Source organism: Pantoea sp. At-9b (assembly GCF_000175935.2).
Lineage (GTDB): Bacteria > Pseudomonadota > Gammaproteobacteria > Enterobacterales > Enterobacteriaceae > Pantoea.
This window is the reverse complement of record NC_014837.1, coordinates 3,023,714-3,045,392: the sequence shown is the minus strand read 5'-3', so window position 1 is coordinate 3,045,392 and position 21,679 is coordinate 3,023,714. Positions and strand designations below refer to the sequence as shown.

Here is a 21,679-nt window from a genome sequence, read left to right as displayed (position 1 = left end):
CAGACCACTTTGCCGTACACTGAAGGAAATTCAAAGCAGGAGAATGCGATGTCATCTGTCTTAGCCTTTCCCCCAGCCAGCGCCTCCGCAAGCATGGCCTATTTACAACACAAGCTGGCGTACTACACCGACGCCTGGGATTTAGCCGAAGATATGGCGAACGGTTGCGATGCGATCGTGGTATTCGACGCCCGATCGTATGAGGTGTATCAGGCCGGACATCTTTGCGGTGCTCTCTCGTTGCCGCACCGCACCATCAGCGCCGCCACCACTGCGCATCTGGATCGGCAAAAAGTCTATATCACCTATTGTGATGGTATTGGCTGCAATGGCTCGACCAAAGCGGCACTGAAGCTGGCGGCATTGGGTTTTCAGGTGAAGGAACTGATTGGCGGGTTGGATTTCTGGAAACGTGACGGTCATCCGCTGGCATGGGGCAGCGCGCCGGGCGAATGGCCTGCCGCCGCGCCTGCCGCCTCGTGCGGTTGTTAAATCACAGGAAAATCCACAGCAGGAAAATAAACACCACCAGCGCCAGACTGAGGGTCAACGCCGGGCGCTGGGCCAGCGGTGCAGGCAGTTGACTGAGCCAGGAGGGTGCCCAGATCGGTTGCGGGCGCAACTCGCTGCCGGCCAACGGCTGTTCGAGATTTTTCTCGGCGCGACGGCTGAACAGCAGGTTGAGTAAATCCTGAGTTTGCGCGGGCGTCAGCACCGTCTGCGGTGTGGCCTGGAAACGCTGCTGGCTGTAATCCTCCAGCAGGCGTTGTTCGCTGGAGGTTAGCGGCTGTTTGAGCGAACTTTCCAGCATGTGCAGCGTGGGGGCGCTCTGTTGACTGAGCGTCTGGCGGACCTGCAAATATTGCGTCAGCAACGGGAAATGGCGCGACGGAATCGGGTCGCCACTCTTCAGATTCACCAGCTTGAGCACATCCTCCAGCACCTTCACCGGCGACTCACCGGTCGTGGCGGCCAGACGTGTCACTTGTTGATTCAGTGCCTGATGTTCAGCAGGCAGCAGGGTACGATCGCTGATGCGCGTTTGTTGTGGCTGCGGAATCGCTATCTGCCCATTCTGCAACATGGTCAGCACCTGACGCAGTTGATCCGGCGACAGCGCGCTCAATACCGTCTGATTAAACTGCTGGCGGATAAAATCACTCACCGCCTGACGATTGTTCCCCTGCGGCAGTTTTTCCAGCAGTTGCTGCAACAGCTGGCGCGTGGCATGGCTATCCTGCACCTGAGTCAGGCGACTGTTGAGATGTTGTTCGGCAGCAGGAAAATGGCGCGATTGCAGTTCCGCATCGTTCTTGACGCCAACTTCATGACGCACCCCGGCCCACAGTTCAGGGGCTTTCAGGGTGCTGAGCGACATAATACGCACGATCAGGCGTTCCAGCGTGGTGCGCTGTGCCGGGCTTAACGGCTGCTCGCCAGCAGGTCCGCCGGGACGGCCAGTGGCGTTGGTGAGAGGGGAACGATCGCCCGCGGGCACACCGGGACCGCTAATAGGTTGCATGGCGGAATCCTTGAAAACCGAGTCAGATCCGGGTGCGCCGGAAAAACGAGGCCATATGATAGCAAATGCCCCCGGGAAATCCACGGGGGCAGCCGAAGGCAGGGAATTATTTTAGCTCAACCAGACGCACGCGTTTACGCCGCCAGCGTTTCCAGAGGGGGGGAACAATCAGCACCGCCACGGCCAGTACCAGCAATACTTTGCAGATCAGGCTTTCCCACAGGATCGGCAGGTTACCGTTGCTGATCGACAATGCGCGACGCAGGTTTTGCTCCAGCATCTCCCCCAGCACAAAGCCGAGGATCAGCGGCGACATCGGGAAATCCATTTTACGCAGGATATACCCGAAAATGCCCAATCCGACCATCAGCAGCAAGTCGAAGGTGGTACTGTGCACCGCATACACGCCCACCGCCGAAATGGCCGCAATCGCCGGAACCAGAAACCACAGCGGAATCGTCAGCATGCGCGCGAACAGGTTGATCATCGGGATGTTCATAATCAGCAGCATGACGTTGCCAATCAGCAGCGCAGCGATCAATCCCCAGACGATATCCGGCTGTTCGGTAAACATCGCCGGGCCAGGGGTGATGTTATACAGCGTCAGTGCGCCAACCATCACTGCTGTGGTGCCGGAACCGGGAATGCCCAGCGTCAGCATCGGGATAAACGAACCGCAGGCCGAGGCGTTATTCGCCGCTTCCGGGGCGGCCACACCACGAATGTCGCCTTTGCCAAACTGATCGCTACCGCTGATCTTTTTCTCGCTCATATAGGCGATGGCGCTGGCAATGGTGGCCCCGGCACCGGGCAGTACGCCAACAAAGAAGCCGATAAAGGAGGCGCGCAGGGTGGCACCGGTCGCCATCGCCGCTTCTTTCATGTTGAACAGCATGCGACCGCTGGCGCGTACCATCTTCTGACCGCTGCTGGTGGATTCCAGCATCAGCAGAATTTCGCTTACCGAGAACAAGCCAATCACCACCACCACGAACTGAATGCCGTCGGAGAGATGCACGCTGTCAAAGGTGAAGCGATAGACGCCGGTGTTGGCATCGACGCCCACGGTCGCCATCCCCAGCCCCATCAGCGCCGCGAGGAACGACTTCAGCGGGTTGTGGCTCATCATGCTACCGAGGCAGGCGATGGCGAACACCATCAACGCAAAATACTCCGCCGGGCCAAACGCCAGCGACCAGTTCGCCAGTAGCGGCGCGAACAGGATGATGCCGAGGATGGCAATGGTGGAACCGACAAACGAACTGACGGCGGAAATCGACAGCGCCACCCCCGCTTTGCCCTGCTGCGCCATTGGATAGCCATCCAGTGCCGTCATAATGGCTCCGGCGTCACCCGGCACATTGAGCAGAATCGACGAGATGCGCCCACCATATTCACAGCCGATATACACCGTTGCCAGCAGAATCAACGCCGATTCAGCGGGGAGGTGCAGGGCAAAGGCCAGCGGCATCAGGATCGCCACGCCGTTAATTGGCCCAAGCCCCGGCAGCAAACCGACAATGGTGCCAATAAAACAGCCGATCAGGGCGATCATCAGGTTTTCCGGCGTCATGGCGACGGCGAAACCTTGCATCAGAAAAGACCAGGTATCCATCATAATCTCCCGTTAACTGAACCAGCTACCCACCGGCAGCGTGACATCCAGCAGATGATCAAAGGCGTAAAACAGCGCTATGCCCATTACGCCGCCAGAAATCACCGCCGCCCACCAGCGTGCGCCAAACAGCAGGCCAATGCCGAAGGTCAACAGGGTGGTGCAAAGGGCAAACCCCATACGTTCAAACAGCCAGCCATACAGCATCAACATCAGACACAGAACGATAAGTTTTCTCAGCGTGGCTGGCGCGGGCCAATGTACGGCATCGGGTTGGCGCAACAGCATCAACACCGAACACAAGGCCATCAGCCCGAGCAGCAGCATCGGGAAGGGGCGTGGGCCGACCGGCTCGTAACTGTATTCGCTCTGGATTTGCCAGGCGATAAACAGTCCGGCGATACACAGCAACAGCCAGACGGAGGCAAAAATACGATCGCTCATATTGCCCCCTTATTTCGCCAGACCGAACGATTTAGCCTGTTCACGATAGGTGGCGACCTGTTTTTTGACATACGCGTCTAACTCGCTGCCAAACAGGTTGAACTCAAACAGGCCGCGCATATCGCGCTGCTGCTGGAACTCTTTGGTGGTCACCAGCTTTTTAAACGCATCCTCCCACCATTGATAATCGGCATCGCTCACTTTTGGCCCCAGGTAGTAACCACGGATAATCGGCCATTCAACGTTGAAGCCCTGTTCTTTGGCGGTGGGAATTTGCGCCAGTTCGCCCGGTAGACGTTTGTCAGCCATCACCGCCAGCACACGCATTTTGCCACCTTGCAAATGGGGCACCATTTCACTCATATCACCCGAAACCACCTGGATATGGTTGCCGAGCAGCGCCGTCACCGGTTCGCCACCCCCTTCAAACGCGACATAACGCATGTTGCGCGGATCAATACCGGCCTCTCGCGCCAGCAGCGCGGTTTTCATCCAGTCCTGACTGCCGATTGACGCACCGGCACCCACCACCACTTTGGTAGGATCTTTTTTCATCGCTTCCATCAATTCACCGAGGGTTTGCCACGGTGCATCGTTACGTACCGCCACCATGCCGTAGTCCGTACCGATGGCGGCCAGCCACTTCACGTCGTCCACCGAATAGCGGCCAAACTTACCTTGTGACAGGTTAAGTAGCGAACCACCGGAGAAGGCGACCAGCGTGCCTGCTTCCGCCGGGCGCTGGGCAATAATGGCGTTATAAGCCACGGCACCGACGCCGCCCGGCATGTAAGTGACGCGCATCGGCGTGGTAATTTGCCCGGTTTCCTGCAATGACACCTGCAACAGCTTGCAGGTGAGGTCAAAACCGCCGCCGGGTTTAGCCGGGGCAATGCATTCGGTGCGTTCCGGCGTTGCCGCCCATGTCAGCGAAGCAGCCAGCGCCAACACGCTGGCAGCAAGGGAGGTGCGAATCTTGTTTTTCATGTGTCGCTCCATTGAGGGTTACAGTTTGTGATTGCCGCCGAACATTCGCGGTTAATGGATTGTTAAGGGGTTAGCCTTTCATTTACCTTTCACTTTTCAGGGAAAATGGCGGGGTGTGACATGCGTCTCTTACTGGTGGAAGACACGGTTGAGCTGGCGGGCTGGTTGCAAAAAGCACTGACGCAAAAGGGATTTGCGGTGGATTGGGTCGCGGATGGTGTGGCGGCGGACCATGTGCTACAAAGCGAAGAGTATGCGCTGGTGGTGCTGGATGTGACCCTGCCGCGTATGAATGGTCTTGAGGTGCTGGCGCGTCTGCGGCGACGCGGGCAGCAGGTACCGGTACTGCTGCTGACCGCGCGCAGTGCACTGGCACAACGGGTGCAGGGACTCAACGCCGGAGCCGATGATTATCTCACCAAACCTTTCGAACTGGATGAGCTGGAGGCACGCTTGCGTGCCTTGCTGCGTCGTGGTCACGGCCAGATGCCACAATCACAGGTGATAGGCCAGCTTGAGCTGGATAATCAGGGTTGTTTCCTGCTGAATCGGAAGCCTTTGCGTCTGACGCCGCGCGAAGCCAGCGTGCTCACCACGCTGATGCGCCGACCTGGCCATCCGGTATCGCGCCAGCATCTGTATGAACAAACTTTCACGTTATGTGATGAAGCCAGCCAGGAAACGATTGAGTTATATGTCCATCGGGTGCGCAAAAAACTGGCGGGCAGCGACGTGGCGATTGTCACGTTGCGCGGCCTGGGCTACAGCCTTGAGTGCCAGCGATGCGGTTGATCCACTCACTGCGCGGCGAGCTGCTGGCATGGTTGGGGCTGCCGTTGTTGCTGTTGTGGGGCGTATCGGTTTATACCCACTACTACAGCGCGCTCCAGGCGGCCAATCAAGCCTATGACCGATCGCTGCTGGCTTCAGCGCGCACCGTGGCTGAACGGCTGGTGGTGCGTCAACAGCAGTTACAGGTGGATGTGCCTTGGGTGGTGCTCGACAGTTTTGAACGCAATATGAGCGACCAGCTTTTTTATCAGGTGATTTCGCCGCAAGGGCAAACCCTGTCAGGCTATGACGATTTGCCGCCACTGCCGCGCAATGCTCCACTTTCTACGCTGTTTCCGGCATTGGTGCATTTTTACGATGGGCGCTACCGTCAGCAACCGATCCGCGTGGTGGCCCTGTGGCAGCCGGTGAGTGACGAAGGCGTGCAGGGCATGGCGCTGGTGCTGGTCGCGGAAACACTGAATTCACGCCATGCCTTTGCGGAAGGGTTATTGCGTACCGCGTTGATTAGCCAGAGCATTCTGGTACTGATGACGCTATTGCTGGCCGGTTGGTTACTGCGCAAGGTGCTGCGCCCGTTGCGGCGATTGTCGCGGCTGATGCTGCGGCGCGCACCCGGCGAACTGACGCCGCTGCCATCGCTGTTGCCATGGTCAGAACTGCAACCGCTGATCATCGCCTTCAACCGTCATCTGGAGCGTTTGCGCGGTTTGCTGGCGCGTCAGGAGCGCTTCAGCGCCGATGTGTCGCATCAGTTGCGGACGCCGTTAACCATTTTGAAAACCCAGGTGGGCGTCGCGTTGAACAGCGACGATCCACAGCAATGGCGCGAAAGCCTGCACGGTATGCGTCATACGCTCGATGACACCGTACAGCTGACCGATCGCCTGTTACAACTGGCACACATCAAAGCGCGTCACGGTGAAGATAAATCCATGACGCGTGTTGATCTGGCGGCGATAGTGCAGCAGGCGTGCTTTAGCGGCTATGCGGCGGCGCGACATAAACAGATCGATCTCGGCTATGAGGGAGCCAGTCATTGCGAGGTACAAGGTGATGCCCTGTTACTGGCCGAACTGTGTGCCAATTTACTGGATAACGCCATCAAGTACACCCCGGCGCACGGCACCGTCACGGCAAGAATCAGCGCCGTAGGGCTGGAGATTGAGGACAGCGGTCCGGGGATTGAGGATGCGCACCAACAGCGGGCGCTGCAACCGTTTTCCCGACTTGATCATGGACAGCAGCAACCTGGCACGGGCATCGGGCTGGCGTTAGTGAAGGATATCTGCACCTGGCACGGTGCACATTTGCGCTTGGATCGTAGCCCGCAGTTGGGCGGGCTACGGGTGACCATCAGTTTTCATTGACCGGCGGTGACACGACGCGGACACGACGCAGTGGCGTGCGCAGACGCTGCGCCAGAATCACCCCCAGCAGCGTCATCCCGCCGCCGATCCAGTGATACGCATGCAACTGTTCATGCAGAAACAGCACCGCAATGATGGCGGTGAATGCCGGGACGAAATTCATAAAGATGCTGGTGGTACTGGCACCCAGGCGCTGTACGCCAAGGATCCACAGGAAAGGCGCGATAATCGACGCGAACAAACCGGCAAACAGCACCAGCGGGATATTGTGCGTGTTCAGTGACACATCCGGCGCGCGCAGGAAACCGGGCAACAGCAACAACACACCAAAAACAATCTGCACATACAAACTCTGCCAGGTGGGCAGCGGAATTGCCCAACGTTTGGTGAGCACGCCGTACAACGCATAAGAGGTGGAGGCCGCCAGCATCATCAACTCACCGTTGCCGAGACGCTGATCCAGCAACTGGGCCGGGTTACCGGCGCTCACCAGCCACACCAGACCAGCAAACGACAACAACCCGCCAAACAAAATGCCGCGTGTCGGTGCCAGGCGTAATACCACCAAGCTCAGCAAAATGGTCAGCAGCGGAATGGTCGCGCCGAGGATCCCCATCATCACTGCCGATACGCTGTGCGCCGCATAATAGGCCAGGCTTTGATACAACACCATGCCAAGCAGACCGAGGATCAATAAGCGCCCGCTACTGGCCACAATTTGGCGACGATGACGCCAGACGCCCGGCAACGCAAACGGCGTCAGCACCACCAGCGCCAGAATCCAGCGATAGAATGAGATCGCGGCAGGATCGATGCTACCGGCGGAGAGTTTGCTCACGATGGTGTTGATCGACCAGATCAGCACCGCCACCAGTGGAAACAGAAAGTTCATCGTACAGCTCCTGAAAGTAAACGCGAATAGTTTACATTTGACCGGTTTAGAGCAGATAATTAAAATCGGACAAAAATCATTGATGACCGGACAGAATGAATTTACAGGTCGAGTATCAGCCGCCCGTTGATGCGTCGCAATTGCGCTACTTTATGCGCTTCGAACAGGCCAACGCTAAAACCGAATACCTGCCGCATGCTCACGCCTGGGGGCAGGTGATTTTCGTCAAAAGCCACGTGCTGGAGATGGAGGTGGAAGGGGAGCGTCTGCTGACCCCGGCTGATATGCCGATCTGGATACCTCCCGGTCATCGCCACAGTAGCTATAACCATCGGCAGTCGCTGTTTCGTACCTTTAATCTGGCGACGGACTTGTGCGATGGCTTGCCGCAACAAGCTTGTCTGCTGAATGTCGATACCATCGTTCATGCCATTATGGACGAGTTTGCCCGGCGTGGCCTGGAGCAGCCGCTCAGCGATGCCGACTGGCGCTTGTGTGAGGTACTGGGCGATCGACTGCGCCTCGCGCCAGTCCAGAAAAGTTACCTGCCTGGCTCGAATGACAAACTTCTCGCTCCGATCCTGCATGCTTTGCAGGTGCACCCTGGCGATAACACGACGCTGGCACAATGGGCAAAGCGCGTATTTACCACCGAGCGCACGTTGGCGCGACGTTGCCAGCAGCAACTGAATATGTCGTTTAGCGAGTGGCGACAGCGCCTGCGTTTTTTACGTGCTATCACCTTGCTGGAGCAGGGCATCAGCGTCCAGGCCATCGCCCATGAGCTGGGCTACAGTTCCGCTTCTGCACTGATTGTGATGTTTCAACATCAGGCGGGCACGACACCGGATCGCTATCGTAGTCGGTTAGGTTAATCAAAGGCTTTGTGCCAGAATATGGCCCTTGCGAATTTACAGGACAGCCGTGGTGAAAATTCTCGTCGATGAAAACATGCCTTACGCCCGTGAACTCTTTAGCCGTACCGGCGAAGTGCGGGCCGTGCCGGGACGTCCCTTACCGGAAGCGGAACTGGCCGATGCCAGCGGGCTGATGGTGCGCTCGGTGACCAAAGTCAACGCCGCATTACTGGCGGGCACGCCGGTGAAATTTGTTGGCACCGCCACGGCGGGTACTGACCATATCGATGAGGCTTCGCTGGCGGCGGCGGGCATCGCGTTCTCGGCCGCGCCGGGCTGTAACGCCATTGCGGTTGTGGAGTACGTCTTCTCATCGTTGCTGTTGCTGGCAGAACGCGATGGCTTTGCGCTGCGCGATCGTACCGTGGGGATTGTGGGTGTCGGTAATGTTGGTGGCCGCCTGCACAAACGTTTGCAGGCCTGGGGGGTGAAAACCCTGCTGTGTGACCCGCCGCGTGCCGATCGTGGCGATGCGGAAGATTTCCGATCGCTGGATGAGGTAGTGGCCCAGGCGGATATCCTGACCTTCCATACCCCGCTGTTTAAAGATGGGCCCTATAAAAGCTGGCATTTGGCCGATGCGGCCTTGTTGATGGCGCTGAAGCCCAACGCCATTCTGATCAATGCCTGCCGTGGCGCGGTGGTCGATAACGCCGCGTTGCTGGATGTATTGAACATTCGCCAGGATCTCAGCGTGGTGCTGGACGTGTGGGAACCGGAACCGGAGCTGTCGCTGGAATTGTTGGATAAGGTGGATATCGCCACCGCCCATATCGCCGGTTATACCCTCGAAGGCAAGGCGCGCGGCACTACGCAGGTCTTTGAAGCCTGGTGTGCGTTTCTCGGCCAGCCACAACAGGTGCCGCTGGAAAGCCTGTTGCCCGCACCGGAATTTGGCAGCATTACCTTACACGGCAAGCTTGATCAGCCAACGCTGAAACGCCTGGTGCACCTGGTGTATGATGTGCGCCGTGATGATGCGCCGCTGCGCAAAGTCGCGGCGATTCCGGGCGAGTTTGATCGCCTGCGTAAGCAATATGAAGAACGTCGGGAATGGTCGTCATTGCAGGTGATCTGCGATGATGCAGAGGCGGCGGCGATGTTGAATCAACTCGGTTTCCGCGCCAGTCTGCAGCACAGTTAAACGGCCCCTGGCGGGATAAATCTTAATTCTTGGGCGGTGAAGGTCACCGCCTTCTGTTTTTATGTCATTGTCTGGAGTAAACCAACATGTCTGACGGCTGGAATATTGCGCTATTGGGCGCGACAGGCGCAGTAGGGAACGCTGTACTGGAACTGCTGGCTGAACGCCAGTTCCCGGTTGGTGAGATATATCTGCTGGCGAGCGAGAACAGCGCGGGTGAAACTCTGCGTTTTGATGGCCGTTCGGTACGGGTACAGGATGCGGCGGAATTCGACTGGGCGCAGGCGCAGCTGGCATTTTTTGCCGCGGGTCGTACCGCCTCAGCGCGTTACGCCGAAGAAGCGGCCAGCCAGGGTTGCCTGGTGATCGACAGCAGCGACATGTTCGCGCTGGAGCCGGACGTGCCGCTGGTGGTGCCGGATGTGAATCCACAGGTGCTGGCGGATTATCGTAATCGCAACATCATCAGCGTGGCGGATAGTCTGGCCAGCCAGTTGCTGAGTGCAATCAAACCGCTGGTGGATGCGGCTGGTCTGGGGCGTTTGCAGGTGACTAACCTGATTTCGGTCTCCAGTGATGGCAAGAGCGCCGTGGATGCTCTGGCGGGTGAAAGCGCGCGTTTGTTGAATGGCGTACCGGCGGATGAACATTATTATGGCCGTCAGCTGGCGTTTAACCTGTTGCCACAGCAGGTCGACAGCAACGGCAGCGTCGAGAGCGAACGTCGTCTGGTTGATCAGGTGCGCAAAGTGTTACAAGACGAAGGCCTACCGATTGCGGTGAGCAGCGTGCAGGCTCCGGTGTTCTACGGGAATGCGCAGATCGTGCATCTGGAGAATCTGCGTCCGTTGTCGGCAGAAGAAGCACGTGATGAGCTGGCACGCGCCGAGGATATCCGCCTGAGCGACGAAGGCGATTATCCGACGCAGGTCCAGGACGCCTCCGGTAACGGCGAGCTGAGCGTGGGCTGTGTGCGCAACGATTACGGTATCCCTGAGTTGCTGCAATTCTGGTCAGTGGCGGACAACATTCGCTTCGGCGGTGCGCTGATGGCGGTAAAAACCGCTGAGAAGCTGGTGCAGGAGTATTTGTATTAATGTTGTCTGAAGGTAACACGCATAAGCTGGCGCTGGGTATTGAGTATGACGGCAGCCGTTATTATGGCTGGCAGCGGCAGCAGGAAGTACGCAGCGTGCAGGAAAAGCTGGAAAAAGCGCTGTCGAAAGTGGCTAACCATGACGTGAGCGTGTTCTGCGCCGGACGAACCGATGCCGGTGTGCATGGTACGGGGCAGGTGGTGCATTTCGAAACCACCTCACAGCGTGCCGATGGGGCCTGGACGCTGGGCGTCAATGCCAACCTGCCGCCGGATATCGCCGTGCGTTGGGTCAAAGCGGTGCCGGAAACGTTTCATGCGCGCTTCAGCGCGACGGCGCGGCGTTACCGCTACGTGATTTACAATCAGCGGCTGCGTCCGGCGATTCTCGGCAGCGGTGTCACGCATTTTTATCATCCGCTAGATGTGGAAAAGATGCAGCGCGCCGGGCAATGCCTGCTGGGCGAAAATGATTTCACCTCATTTCGTGCCGTGCAGTGCCAGTCACGGACACCGTGGCGCAATGTGATGCATCTCAACGTCACGCGCCAGGGACCGTATGTGATTGTGGATATCAAAGCGAATGCGTTTGTGCATCATATGGTGCGCAACATAGTAGGCAGCCTGATGGAAATTGGCTGCGGCAATCAGCCGGAAAGCTGGATGGCAACGCTGTTGGCAGCGAAAGATCGCACGCTGGCCGCAGCGACCGCCAGAGCCGAGGGGTTGTATTTGGTGGCGGTGGATTATCCATCCCACTTTGCGTTACCTCAGCCTGCGCTGGGACCATTGTTCCTCGCGGATTAATTGTTACTCGAAGGATGTAAGGAGCCTGGCTTTATGGAGTTCATCCATTTTATCGTCGATTTTATTCTGCATATTGATGTGCATTTGGCCGAGCTGGTGGCGCAGTACGGCATCTGGATTTACGCCATTCTGTTCCTGATTCTGTTCTGTGAAACCGGCCTGGTGGTGACACCGTTCCTGCCGGGGGATTCGCTGCTGTTTGTTGCCGGGGCGCTGGCGGCACTGCCGAGTAATGATCTCAATGTGCATCTGATGGTGGCCCTGATGGTGATCGCTGCCATTCTCGGTGACGCTGTGAACTACACCATTGGCCGTCTGTTTGGCGAGAAGTTATTCCGTAATCCCAACTCCAAGATTTTCCGTCGCAGCTATCTGGATAAGACCCACGCTTTCTACGATCGTCACGGTGGCAAAACCATAATACTTGCACGCTTTGTACCAATCGTGCGAACCTTTGCCCCCTTTGTGGCAGGGATGGGGCACATGTCCTATCGTCACTTCGCGCTCTTTAACGTTGCGGGTGCATTGCTGTGGGTATTGCTGTTCTCTTACGCGGGCTATCTGTTTGGTGATTTGCCGGTGGTGCAGGAGAACCTGAAACTGTTGATTGTCGCTATCATTGTGGTGTCGATTCTGCCGGGCGTGATTGAAGTCTGGCGTCATCGTCGTCAGGCGCGTCAGCAAAAACCTCAGTAAGCCCGTAACCAGATTTTTATCCACAGCGAGAAGCGGTTGTGGTTTAATGAGCGACATTTACGGCCTGCTGAAGGTGATTTCAGCAGCAATGAGAAGACTGGACCAGGTCGGTTTTAAACAGAAAGGTCATCAATGAGCTGGATTGAACGCATACTTAACAAAAGCAATATTACGCCGACGCGCCGTGCCAACATCCCGGAAGGGGTCTGGACCAAGTGCGACAGCTGTGGCCAGGTGCTGTATCGCGCCGAGCTGGAGCGTAATCTTGAGGTCTGCCCGAAGTGCGACCATCACATGCGCATGCACGCCCGTGAGCGCCTGCATAGCCTGCTGGATGAAGGAACGCTGGTAGAATTAGGTAGCGAGCTGGAACCGAAGGATCTGTTAAAGTTCCGTGACTCGAAGAAGTACAAAGATCGTCTGGCGGCGGCTCAGAAAGAGACCGACGAGAAAGATGCTCTGATCGTGATGAAAGGCCAGCTGCACGGCATGCCGATCGTTGCTGCTGCGTTTGAGTTCTCCTTTATGGGCGGCTCAATGGGTTCTGTCGTGGGTGCGCGTTTCGTGCGTGCGGTTGAGCAGGCGTTGGAAGACAACTGCCCGCTGATCTGCTTCTCCGCCAGTGGCGGTGCGCGTATGCAGGAAGCGCTGATGTCGCTGATGCAGATGGCGAAAACCAGCGCAGCACTGGCGAAAATGCAGGAACGCGGTCTGCCGTATATTTCAGTACTGACTGACCCGACCATGGGCGGCGTATCAGCCAGCTTCGCGATGCTGGGCGATCTCAACGTGGCGGAACCGAAAGCGTTGATCGGCTTTGCCGGTCCGCGTGTTATCGAACAAACCGTCCGCGAAAAACTGCCGCCGGGCTTCCAGCGCAGTGAGTTCCTGATTGAAAAAGGCGCGATCGATATGATCATCCGTCGTCCGGAGATGCGCTTTAAGCTGGCCAGCCTGCTGGCGAAAATGATGAACCTGCCAGCGCCGCTGCAGGATGGTGATCAGCCGATTGCGGCTGAGCCGGAGAGCAACGAGGCCTGACAGGCAACGGAAAGGCGCAGTAATGCGCCTTTTCACCAATGCACCGTATAAAGTTAGTTAACGGGACACATGGACACTCTTCACCTTCCTCAAGCCACGTCGCCTTTGGCCACGTGGCTTCATTATCTTGAACATCTGCATTCTCAGCCTATCGAACTGGGGCTGGACCGTATTCAGCGCGTCGCCGCACGCCTTGACCTGCTCAAACCTGCGCCATTTGTCTTCACCGTTGCCGGTACTAACGGCAAAGGCACCACCTGCCGCACGCTGGAAACCTTGCTAATGGCGGCCGGATACCGCGTAGGCGTCTACAGCTCGCCGCATCTGGTGCGTTACACCGAGCGGGTGCGCGTTCAGGGCGCTGAGCTGGATGAAGCGCTGCACAGCGCCAGCTTCGCGGACATTGAAGCCGGGCGCGGTGACATTTCTCTGACCTACTTCGAGTTCGGCACCTTATCGGCATTAAATCTGTTCCGGGCGGCGAATCTTGATGTGGTGATCCTCGAAGTCGGCCTTGGCGGACGTCTGGATGCGACCAATATTGTTGATGCGGATGTTGCCGTGATCACCAGCATCGCACTGGATCATACCGACTGGCTGGGACCGGATCGCGAAAGCATTGGCCGCGAGAAAGCGGGCGTGTTTCGTGGCGGCAAACCGGCAGTGGTGGGCGAACCCGCTATGCCGCATACCATCGCCGAAGTGGCGGCAGAGAAGGGCGCGCAGTTGTCGCAGCTTAACCGTGACTGGCAATGGCAACAGCAGGGCGACAGCTGGACATTGCAGGATGCGCAGGGTGAATTGCGTGACCTGCCGCTTCCACAAGTACCGCTCCCCAACGCCGCTACCGCGCTTATCGCACTGCGTGCCTCAGGGTTGACGGTGAGCGAAGCGATCATCCGTCAACATCTGCCGCTGGCCATTTTGCCGGGCCGTTTCCAGACGGTGAGCACTGCGCCACGTGTGATCCTCGATGTGGCACATAATCCTCATGCCGCTTATTATCTGGCTTCACGTCTGGCTGAATTGCCGCGTGCGGGTAAGGTACATGCGGTGGTTGGCATGCTGCATGATAAAGATATCGCCGGGACACTGGCGGCGCTGGCACCACAGGTGGATAGCTGGTACTGCGCACCGCTTGACGGCCCGCGTGGCGCAACAGCGGAGCAGTTGATTGCCCACCTGGCGAGCGGCGAGGCATTTACTACCGTAGACTCAGCATGGCAGGCGGCACGTCAGCAGGCCAAACCCGAGGATGTGATTCTGGTGTGTGGATCTTTCCACACCGTGGCACAGGTAATGGAATCGATGGCAGCGGAGAACGGCAGTGGCAAGTAAGTTTCAGAACCGTTTGGTGGGCACGGTAATCCTGGTGGCGGTTGGCGTCATCGTGTTACCGGGTTTGCTGGACGGCAAGAAAAAGCACTACAAAGAGGAGTTCGCTGCCATTCCGCTGGTACCGAAACCGGATGACCAGCAGGACAGCGAAATGGTGCCGCCGGTAACGCAGTCACTGCCTGCCCAGCCGCCGGAAGGTGCGGGAGCAGCACAGAGCGAAGCCAATGGCAAAACCACCACCACCACCGCACCTGCTGAGAATAGCAGCCCGCAACCTGCGGAGCACAGCGAACCCACGGTGGTGACACCGCCGCCGGTGCATCAGACGGTGAAACCAAAACCGGTGGAAACGCCAAAACCCAAACCGGTCGAGCAACCGAAACCGAAACCGGTGGAGCCGAAGCCCGTCGAGCAGCCGAAGCCGGTGGAAACCGCTAAACCGGTTGAAACACCGAAGCAAAGCGAAGCGGAAGCCCCCAGCGGGCAGGCTTACGTGGTCCAGCTCGGCGCGTTGAAAAACGCGGCCAAGGTAAACGAGATCGTCGCACAGCTGCGCCTGTCGGGTTATCGCGCCTTTACCGTGCCATCGACGCCGGTACAGGGGCAGATCACCCGTATTTATGTCGGGCCGGATGCCTCCAAGGCGAAGATGCAAGCCGCTCTGGGTGAGCTAAAAAACCTCTCCGGACTGGGTGGGGTGGTGAAACCCTACAGCACACGCTAAACCGTTGATAAGCCGCGCCGATAGCTGAAAAAGGCGCGGCATAGCACGGAGTGTTCAGTGCGATGCTGGATAAAAATTGATTATATTTCAGTGGATTATAATGCTGAAGTGGCCTGGGGCGAGGAAAGTTTTTTTCATCGCCCTTTTTATGGATGCAGAACCGGAAAACCCTACGCAAACGTTTTCTTTTTCTGTTAGAATGCGCCCCGAACTGGATGCAGGGGTGCAATCGCGCTGGCGCTGGAAGAGTTCATGATCTGGATTGATTACGTCATTATTGCGGTAGTTGGTTTTTCGGCCCTGGTCAGCCTGGTTCGTGGGTTTGTCCGGGAAGCCTTATCTCTCGTTACCTGGGGATGTGCGTTTTTTGTCGCCAGTCACTACTACGCCTACCTTGCAGTCTGGTTTACAGGTTTTGACGACGAACTGGTTCGCAACGGCATTGCTATCGCGGTGCTCTTCGTTGCCACCCTGATTGTGGGTGCCATCGTGAACTATGTGATCGGCACGCTGGTTGAAAAGACCGGCCTGTCGGGAACCGACAGGGTGTTGGGGGTCTGTTTCGGGGCGTTGCGTGGCGTGCTGATCGTTGCCGCTATTCTCTTCTTCCTCGATACATTCACCGGCTTCTCGAAAAGCCCGGACTGGCAGCAGTCCCAACTCATTCCCCAGTTCAGTTACATCATCAGGTGGTTCTTCGACTATCTGAAAAGCACGTCCAGTTTTTTACCCCGGTGACGCCATCGGGAGTGCGGCTAATGAGGAAATGACAACATGTGCGGTATTGTTGGTATCACCGGTTTTATGCCAGTAAACCAGTCGATCTATGACGCGTTAACGGTGCTGCAGCACCGCGGGCAGGATGCCGCCGGCATTTGTACCATCGATGCGCTAAACTGCTTTCGTTTGCGCAAAGCCAACGGGCTGGTGAGCGATGTCTTCGAAGCACGCCACATGCAGCGTTTGCAAGGCAACATCGGGATTGGTCACGTTCGCTACCCGACTGCGGGCAGCTCCAGCGCCTCTGAAGCGCAACCTTTCTATGTGAACTCCCCTTACGGCATTACGCTGGCGCACAACGGTAACCTGACCAACGCGCACGAACTGCGTAAACAGCTGTTCGAAGTGGGTCGCCGTCACGTCAACACCACCTCAGATTCCGAAATCCTGCTGAATATCTTTGCGCAGGAACTGGACCGTTTTCAGCACTACCCGCTGGAAGCAGACAATATTTTTGCCGCTGTGGCTGCGGTGCACCAGCAGGTGCGCGGGGCATACGCGGTGGTATCCATGATTATCGGTCACGGTATGGTGGCCTTCCGCGACCCGAACGGTATCCGTCCGCTGGTACTCGGCAAGCGTGTCATTGCTGATGGTCGTACCGAGTACATGGTCGCGTCGGAAAGCGTGGCGCTGGATACGCTGGGCTTTGAATTTATTCGTGACGTCGCACCGGGCGAAGCGGTGTACATCACCGAGCAAGGCCAGCTGTCGACCCGCCAGTGTGCTGAAAACCCAAAAAGCAATCCGTGCCTGTTCGAGTACGTTTACTTTGCGCGCCCGGATTCCTTCCTCGACAAGATTTCGGTCTACAGCGCGCGCGTGCGTATGGGCACCAAGCTCGGCGCGAAAATTGCCCGCGAGTGGGAAGATCTCGACATCGACGTGGTGATTCCAATCCCGGAAACCTCCACCGATGTGGCGCTGGAAATCGCCCGTATTCTGGATAAGCCTTATCGTCAGGGTTTTGTGAAAAACCGTTATGTGGGCCGTACCTTTATCATGCCGGGCCAACATCTGCGCCGCAGCGCGGTACGTCGTAAGCTGAATGCCAACCGTGCCGAGTTCCGTGACAAGAACGTATTGCTGGTGGATGACTCCATCGTGCGTGGCACCACGTCTGAGCAGATTATTGAGATGGCACGTGAAGCGGGCGCGAAGCGCGTTTATCTGGCCTCTGCGGCACCGGAAATTCGTTTCCCGAACGTCTACGGTATCGATATGCCGAGCGCCACCGAGCTGATTGCGCATGGCCGTGAAGTGGAAGAGATCCGCCAGCTGATTAAAGCTGACGCGTTGATTTTCCAGGATCTGGATGATCTGATCGAAGCGGTACGCGAAGAAAACCCGGATATCGCGCAGTTCGAGTGCTCGGTGTTTAACGGTGTCTACGTGACCAAAGACGTCGACCAGCGTTATCTCGACTATCTCCAGTCACTGCGTAATGATGATGCCAAAGCCATTGCGCGCCAGACTGAAGTCGAAGGTCTGGAACTGCATAACGAAGGTTAAGTGGTGTTGCCCGCTTTTAATCAATGATTAAAAGCGGGCAACTTCGGCAAAGAGTTTGACTGCTTATATTTCCCGTCAGCCTTTCCTGAATAAACTTTGTTATTAATATCTTTCAAGGCAATCACTTCGGTGGTTGTCTTTTTTGTTTCGTCGAAAAACGTTCAGCTTCCCGTTCATTCCCTACTTATAAGTTCCGCTGGCTGCAAATGATAAAACTATGATAATGGTCTGCTTCCCTGGTGGAATTTTGTCAAAAAGTAACGCCGGCGGCTTTTCATACTTATCAGATTTAAAGTTTTAGCGCAGTCATGCAGTGCAGGATAATTATTGTGATGGATCATCTGGTTCGTCATTTTCATCGACGATTACGCGTTGGGGTTTTCAGATGTCATACCGGTCATGCCAGGAAATCAGGAAATAAAAATCAGGATAAACTTATCATAAATATCTGTGAAAAATCTCATTACTGTTTTTAGCGTAGTGAATAGAGAATGCCCGGCGAAAAAAGCACAGGAGGACATTATTTTGCCCCTTGCTTAATGATTACAAGCGTCTTCACTTTGCTGGGTTATTTATAAAATGAGATTTAAGAAGTTTAAACTTTCCGCTATTTATACCGCGATTTTTATGCAGCTGGCAGCGTCAACGGTGGGTGTCACCGGCCTCGCACATGCGCGGAGTACGCCATATCAGGATATGGCGGTTGAGTCGACGATCATAAAATCAGGTCAAAGCGTTGCGGATATTGCCCGCGATAATAACCTGATGATCGACCATTTATGGGAAATCAACTCTTTCGCCTATAGCAATAAAGCGGCTTTCCTTGCCGCGACGGCAGGCCAGACCATTTGGATCCCTGCGGCAAAACCGGCTGCTACCACGTTACCGCTGGCACCTGCCACGGTCCAGGTCGCGAAACCCGGCAAGGTTGATGGCAAAGTGGACGACAAAACCACTAATGTGCGTCAGTTCGGTCAGGACCAACTGAATACCTTGGCCAGCGAGCAGGCAGAAACCTGGCTGAACGGTTTCGGCGGCTCTTCCCGTGTCGCTATCAGCTCAACGCAAAATTTTGCGAAATACAACTATGCCGGTGATGTGTTGCTTCCGCTGTGGAACAGCCGTGAAGATTTCATGATCTTCAGCCAGTTGGGGGTACGCCATGCTGATGACCGTACTACCGGTAATATTGGCCTCGGTGCGCGTTATTTTGGCGAGGGCTGGATGCTGGGTAATAACGTCTTCTTTGATAATGATTTCAGCGGCAGCAACCGTCGCATCGGGCTAGGGGCTGAGCTGGGAACGGATGCATTGCGTCTGGCCGCAAATGGCTATTTTAAACTCACGGGCTGGCATGATTCGAAATTTATTGCCGATCACGATGAACGTCCGGCCAATGGCTGGGACATTGAGCTGTCAAGCTGGCTGCCGGTCTACCCACAGCTGGGAGGCAAGGTAAAATATGAACAATATTATGGTGATAACGTTGCCTTAATCAGCCGTGGCCGCCTGCAACATAACCCTTCCGCTGCCACGTTGGGCGTAAACTGGACGCCCATCCCGCTGGTATCGATTGATGCCGGTCATCGTATGAGTATGCAGCGCGGCGAGGACACCACGGTCGGGCTGAACCTGAACTGGAATTTTGGTCGTTCACTCGACTGGCATCTGTCGCCTGATGCCGTAGAAACGCAGCGTAGCCTGGCCGGATCGCGTTACGATCTGGTGTCACGCAACAACGAAATCGTCATGGATTACCGTGAGCAGACGGTGATCACCTTCTCGCTGGCAAATGCCATCCAGGGCGTGGAAAGCACGACACATTCACTTGGTGTCAGTGTTTGGGCGAAGCATGGTCTGGGCAAAATTGTCTGGGATGATGCGACGCTGGTTAATGCGGGCGGTAAAATTGTCGGCAGCGGTGCTAACTCGGTGCTGGTGTTGCCAGCCTATAAAGACGGTGCCGATAACCGTTACACCCTAAGTGCTATCGCATATGACAACAAAGGGAAAGCCTCTCCGCGTGCGCAGGTGCAGATCACGGTAGAAAAAGCGCAACAAGTGGTGCCAGATGTGCCGGAAGAGCCGGTTCAGCCTGAAGATCCGACCCAGCCAGAAGAACCCGCACAGCCGAATTACGCCGTTGCGACGCTCTCTCTGGGACAGGATGAACTCACGGCCAATGGTAGCGACCAGACTCATGCGGTGATTGAGCTGAAAGACAAAGACGGCAACCCGTTGAGCAACGAAGCCGGCAATCTGCGTCTTGAAGCGACCCTCCATGATACGATGCAGCGCGCCAGCTCCCGCGTGACCATTGGACAAGTCCGTGAGTTAGGTAAAGTGCAGGGTAACTATGTGGTGGATCTGACCGCCGGACATGAAACCGGTGTGGTAACCCTGGTGCTGTATCATGGCAACCAGCAGGTAGGACAGCCGCTCACGCTGAAGCTAAAAGCTAAAGAAGCGGAAGTGGTTAAGGTGACGAACCTGGCTTTTGTCAGCACGGAAAACAAGTTTGTCGCGGGTAGCAAGGCCACCTTCACGGTGAAAGCCACCGACATCAATGGTAAGCCGGTGAAGGATGCGATCCTCGAATTTACCGATCTCAATGGTAAAACTATCGCTGCTGACAATGGTGGCAAAACCGATGAGCAAGGTAACGTGTCGGCTTCACTGGTTGAGAAAAAAGCGGGTAACTACAGTGTGACCGTTCGTGTCGCGGGTGAGAAAAAACCGGTAGTGATGAAGCCTTATATCGTGATTGCTGATGTGAATTCGGCACGCATTTGGCAGAGTCAGTCGACAGAGGGGAAAATTAAACCCGGAACGATACAGATGAGTAAACCTGCGACCTTTACCATCATCCTGCGCGACCGTTATGACAACCCGATTATTGGTGAGAAGGTTTCCGTCCTGACGGAAGACGATAAAGACGGGAAACGGGTCAATATCCAGTTGCTCAACAATAGCAAGACGGATGTAAAAGGTGGCATCAGTGGAACAGCGGCCATTGCGGTACCACACAGTAAAACCACGACCTATGTGCTTAAGGTCATGCTGAATGGCAAACGCGTTGACGGTCCGAAACCTAAAATTATGTTTGTCCGCTGCTAATCATTTTAGGCAGTAACAATGCCTTATCCTGCAAGGTAATCGCTCCGGCGATTACCTTTTTTTGTTTTCTTTTCCTGCTGCGGGTTATGATTAGCTTTTACCTGCATAGCAAGATCATTATGAAACGACTCATCATTGGTATTTCCGGTGCCAGCGGCGCTGTTTACGGCGTGCGCCTGCTACAAGTGCTGCAACCGCTGGCGGAAGTGGAAACCCATTTAGTGATGAGCCAGGCCGCGCGTCAGACACTGGCGCTGGAAACCGATTTCAATCTGCGCGATGTGCAGGCGCTGGCTAATGTGGTGCATGATGTACGCGATATTGCGGCCAGCATCTCCTCGGGTTCGTTCAAGACCCTTGGCATGGCAATTTTGCCATGTTCGATGAAAACCCTGTCCGGCATTGTGCACAGCTACAGCGACAGTCTGCTGACGCGTGCTGCCGATGTGGTATTGAAAGAACAGCGCAAACTGGTGCTGTGTGTGCGCGAAACACCGTTGCATGTCGGGCATTTGCGGATGATGACCACCGCCGCAGAACTGGGTGCGGTAATCATGCCTCCGGTTCCGGCGTTTTATCATCGTCCGCAAACTATCGGGGAACTGGTAGATCAAACGGTCAATCGCGTGCTGGATCAGTTCGATATTGAGTTACCGCAGGATCTGTTTACCCGCTGGCAAGGCGCTTAAATGGTGCAGTCACGCACAAAAGTGGTGCAAAATATCGCGCGCGATCACTCTTCGTGCATTTCATGCACCAAAAGTTAACAATGTCGCTTTTTCCTGCTCACTTCGCTGTTATATTTCCCTCACAAACTAAGTGCTTGCGCCCCTGGTGGACGCAGTATTTAGTGCGCCTGTACAGGGTTTCGCCAATTTGCATAAC

At 56.1% G+C, this 21,679-nt stretch carries 20 protein-coding genes; 15 read left to right on the top strand and 5 right to left on the bottom strand.

Translation table 11 applies throughout. From position 1 onward, the window contains the following. The first annotated feature begins 48 nt into the window (after positions 1-48). A complete protein-coding gene (locus PAT9B_RS13960) occupies positions 49-492 on the top strand; it encodes a rhodanese-like domain-containing protein (RefSeq protein ID WP_013509927.1) in 444 nt (147 codons plus the stop codon). Between the two features lies 1 nt (position 493). Here PAT9B_RS13960 and flk read toward each other — a convergent pair whose 3' ends face one another. The 4 genes from flk to PAT9B_RS13940 form a co-directional block, all read right to left on the bottom strand. Next, positions 494-1,522, bottom strand: a complete 1,029-nt coding sequence (gene flk / locus PAT9B_RS13955; RefSeq protein WP_013509926.1) for a flagella biosynthesis regulator Flk — start codon at positions 1,520-1,522, stop codon at positions 494-496. A 106-nt stretch (positions 1,523-1,628) separates the two neighbouring features. Continuing rightward, positions 1,629-3,137, bottom strand: a complete 1,509-nt coding sequence (locus tag PAT9B_RS13950) for a tripartite tricarboxylate transporter permease (RefSeq protein ID WP_013509925.1) — start codon at positions 3,135-3,137, stop codon at positions 1,629-1,631. A 12-nt stretch (positions 3,138-3,149) separates the two neighbouring features. Beyond that, positions 3,150-3,581 carry a tripartite tricarboxylate transporter TctB family protein gene (locus PAT9B_RS13945; RefSeq protein WP_013509924.1) on the bottom strand — a complete coding sequence of 144 codons (432 nt, stop codon included), beginning with the start codon at positions 3,579-3,581 and terminating at the stop codon, positions 3,150-3,152. A 9-nt stretch (positions 3,582-3,590) separates the two neighbouring features. Then, positions 3,591-4,568 (bottom strand): tripartite tricarboxylate transporter substrate binding protein, encoded by a 978-nt coding sequence (locus PAT9B_RS13940; protein WP_013509923.1) that lies wholly within the window; start codon positions 4,566-4,568, stop codon positions 3,591-3,593. Between the two features lie 120 nt (positions 4,569-4,688). Here PAT9B_RS13940 and tctD point away from each other — a divergent pair, with 120 nt between their 5' ends. Next, a complete protein-coding gene (tctD, locus tag PAT9B_RS13935) occupies positions 4,689-5,360 on the top strand; it encodes a transcriptional regulator TctD (protein WP_013509922.1) in 672 nt (223 codons plus the stop codon). Then, complete coding sequence (locus PAT9B_RS13930; protein ID WP_013509921.1) at positions 5,351-6,730, top strand: sensor histidine kinase; 1,380 nt, start codon at positions 5,351-5,353, stop codon at positions 6,728-6,730. The genes tctD and PAT9B_RS13930 overlap by 10 nt, the downstream gene beginning before the upstream one ends. Here PAT9B_RS13930 and PAT9B_RS13925 read toward each other — a convergent pair. After that, positions 6,717-7,622, bottom strand: a complete 906-nt coding sequence (locus tag PAT9B_RS13925; RefSeq protein WP_013509920.1) for a DMT family transporter — start codon at positions 7,620-7,622, stop codon at positions 6,717-6,719. The genes PAT9B_RS13930 and PAT9B_RS13925 overlap by 14 nt on opposite strands. A 95-nt stretch (positions 7,623-7,717) precedes the next feature. Between PAT9B_RS13925 and PAT9B_RS13920 the strand changes: the two genes are divergently transcribed. The 12 genes from PAT9B_RS13920 to PAT9B_RS13865 all read left to right on the top strand — a co-directional run bounded on the left by PAT9B_RS13920 (position 7,718) and on the right by PAT9B_RS13865 (position 21,483). After that, positions 7,718-8,497, top strand: coding sequence for a helix-turn-helix domain-containing protein (locus PAT9B_RS13920; RefSeq protein ID WP_013509919.1), 780 nt, complete (start codon positions 7,718-7,720; stop codon positions 8,495-8,497). 52 nt (positions 8,498-8,549) lie between these two features. Next, positions 8,550-9,683, top strand: a complete 1,134-nt coding sequence (gene pdxB / locus PAT9B_RS13915) for a 4-phosphoerythronate dehydrogenase PdxB (protein WP_041525826.1) — start codon at positions 8,550-8,552, stop codon at positions 9,681-9,683. A gap of 86 nt (positions 9,684-9,769) precedes the next feature. Beyond that, positions 9,770-10,780 carry an aspartate-semialdehyde dehydrogenase gene (locus PAT9B_RS13910; protein ID WP_013509917.1) on the top strand — a complete coding sequence of 337 codons (1,011 nt, stop codon included), beginning with the start codon at positions 9,770-9,772 and terminating at the stop codon, positions 10,778-10,780. Beyond that, on the top strand, positions 10,780-11,586 hold the full coding sequence (truA, locus tag PAT9B_RS13905) for a tRNA pseudouridine(38-40) synthase TruA (RefSeq protein WP_013509916.1): 807 nt from the start codon (positions 10,780-10,782) through the stop codon (positions 11,584-11,586). The genes PAT9B_RS13910 and truA overlap by 1 nt, the downstream gene beginning before the upstream one ends. Positions 11,587-11,619: 33 nt before the next feature. Further along, a complete protein-coding gene (locus PAT9B_RS13900) occupies positions 11,620-12,282 on the top strand; it encodes a DedA family protein (RefSeq protein ID WP_013509915.1) in 663 nt (220 codons plus the stop codon). Between the two features lie 132 nt (positions 12,283-12,414). After that, a complete protein-coding gene (gene accD, locus PAT9B_RS13895; RefSeq protein WP_013509914.1) occupies positions 12,415-13,323 on the top strand; it encodes an acetyl-CoA carboxylase, carboxyltransferase subunit beta in 909 nt (302 codons plus the stop codon). 69 nt (positions 13,324-13,392) lie between these two features. Continuing rightward, positions 13,393-14,661, top strand: coding sequence for a bifunctional tetrahydrofolate synthase/dihydrofolate synthase (gene folC / locus PAT9B_RS13890; RefSeq protein WP_013509913.1), 1,269 nt, complete (start codon positions 13,393-13,395; stop codon positions 14,659-14,661). Continuing rightward, a complete protein-coding gene (gene dedD / locus PAT9B_RS13885; RefSeq protein WP_013509912.1) occupies positions 14,651-15,385 on the top strand; it encodes a cell division protein DedD in 735 nt (244 codons plus the stop codon). Before folC ends, dedD begins: the two co-directional genes overlap by 11 nt. Positions 15,386-15,637: 252 nt before the next feature. After that, on the top strand, positions 15,638-16,123 hold the full coding sequence (gene cvpA, locus PAT9B_RS13880) for a colicin V production protein (RefSeq protein WP_013509911.1): 486 nt from the start codon (positions 15,638-15,640) through the stop codon (positions 16,121-16,123). Between the two features lie 36 nt (positions 16,124-16,159). Next, entirely contained in the window at positions 16,160-17,677 is a 1,518-nt protein-coding gene (gene purF / locus PAT9B_RS13875) for an amidophosphoribosyltransferase (protein WP_013509910.1), read from the top strand. Positions 17,678-18,256: 579 nt separating this feature from the next. Then, a complete protein-coding gene (locus PAT9B_RS13870) occupies positions 18,257-20,794 on the top strand; it encodes an inverse autotransporter beta-barrel domain-containing protein (RefSeq protein WP_013509909.1) in 2,538 nt (845 codons plus the stop codon). 119 nt (positions 20,795-20,913) lie between these two features. Further along, a complete protein-coding gene (locus PAT9B_RS13865; RefSeq protein ID WP_041525974.1) occupies positions 20,914-21,483 on the top strand; it encodes a UbiX family flavin prenyltransferase in 570 nt (189 codons plus the stop codon). Positions 21,484-21,679 lie beyond the last annotated feature (196 nt).

What these genes read in the sequence shown, in the direction of transcription:
- PAT9B_RS13940 (WP_013509923.1), bottom strand. Translation starts at nt 4,568, where the DNA reads ATGAAAAACAAGATTCGCACCTCCCTTGCTGCCAGCGTGTTGGCGCTG.
- PAT9B_RS13960 (WP_013509927.1), top strand. Translation starts at nt 49, where the DNA reads ATGTCATCTGTCTTAGCCTTTCCCCCAGCCAGCGCCTCCGCAAGCATG.
- cvpA (WP_013509911.1), top strand. Translation starts at nt 15,638, where the DNA reads ATGATCTGGATTGATTACGTCATTATTGCGGTAGTTGGTTTTTCGGCC.
- PAT9B_RS13925 (WP_013509920.1), bottom strand. Translation starts at nt 7,622, where the DNA reads ATGAACTTTCTGTTTCCACTGGTGGCGGTGCTGATCTGGTCGATCAAC.
- accD (WP_013509914.1), top strand. Translation starts at nt 12,415, where the DNA reads ATGAGCTGGATTGAACGCATACTTAACAAAAGCAATATTACGCCGACG.
- purF (WP_013509910.1), top strand. Translation starts at nt 16,160, where the DNA reads ATGTGCGGTATTGTTGGTATCACCGGTTTTATGCCAGTAAACCAGTCG.
- flk (WP_013509926.1), bottom strand. Translation starts at nt 1,522, where the DNA reads ATGCAACCTATTAGCGGTCCCGGTGTGCCCGCGGGCGATCGTTCCCCT.
- PAT9B_RS13945 (WP_013509924.1), bottom strand. Translation starts at nt 3,581, where the DNA reads ATGAGCGATCGTATTTTTGCCTCCGTCTGGCTGTTGCTGTGTATCGCC.
- PAT9B_RS13865 (WP_041525974.1), top strand. Translation starts at nt 20,914, where the DNA reads ATGAAACGACTCATCATTGGTATTTCCGGTGCCAGCGGCGCTGTTTAC.
- PAT9B_RS13950 (WP_013509925.1), bottom strand. Translation starts at nt 3,137, where the DNA reads ATGGATACCTGGTCTTTTCTGATGCAAGGTTTCGCCGTCGCCATGACG.
- PAT9B_RS13870 (WP_013509909.1), top strand. Translation starts at nt 18,257, where the DNA reads ATGAGATTTAAGAAGTTTAAACTTTCCGCTATTTATACCGCGATTTTT.
- PAT9B_RS13930 (WP_013509921.1), top strand. Translation starts at nt 5,351, where the DNA reads ATGCGGTTGATCCACTCACTGCGCGGCGAGCTGCTGGCATGGTTGGGG.
- folC (WP_013509913.1), top strand. Translation starts at nt 13,393, where the DNA reads ATGGACACTCTTCACCTTCCTCAAGCCACGTCGCCTTTGGCCACGTGG.
- PAT9B_RS13910 (WP_013509917.1), top strand. Translation starts at nt 9,770, where the DNA reads ATGTCTGACGGCTGGAATATTGCGCTATTGGGCGCGACAGGCGCAGTA.
- PAT9B_RS13920 (WP_013509919.1), top strand. Translation starts at nt 7,718, where the DNA reads ATGAATTTACAGGTCGAGTATCAGCCGCCCGTTGATGCGTCGCAATTG.
- tctD (WP_013509922.1), top strand. Translation starts at nt 4,689, where the DNA reads ATGCGTCTCTTACTGGTGGAAGACACGGTTGAGCTGGCGGGCTGGTTG.
- PAT9B_RS13900 (WP_013509915.1), top strand. Translation starts at nt 11,620, where the DNA reads ATGGAGTTCATCCATTTTATCGTCGATTTTATTCTGCATATTGATGTG.
- truA (WP_013509916.1), top strand. Translation starts at nt 10,780, where the DNA reads ATGTTGTCTGAAGGTAACACGCATAAGCTGGCGCTGGGTATTGAGTAT.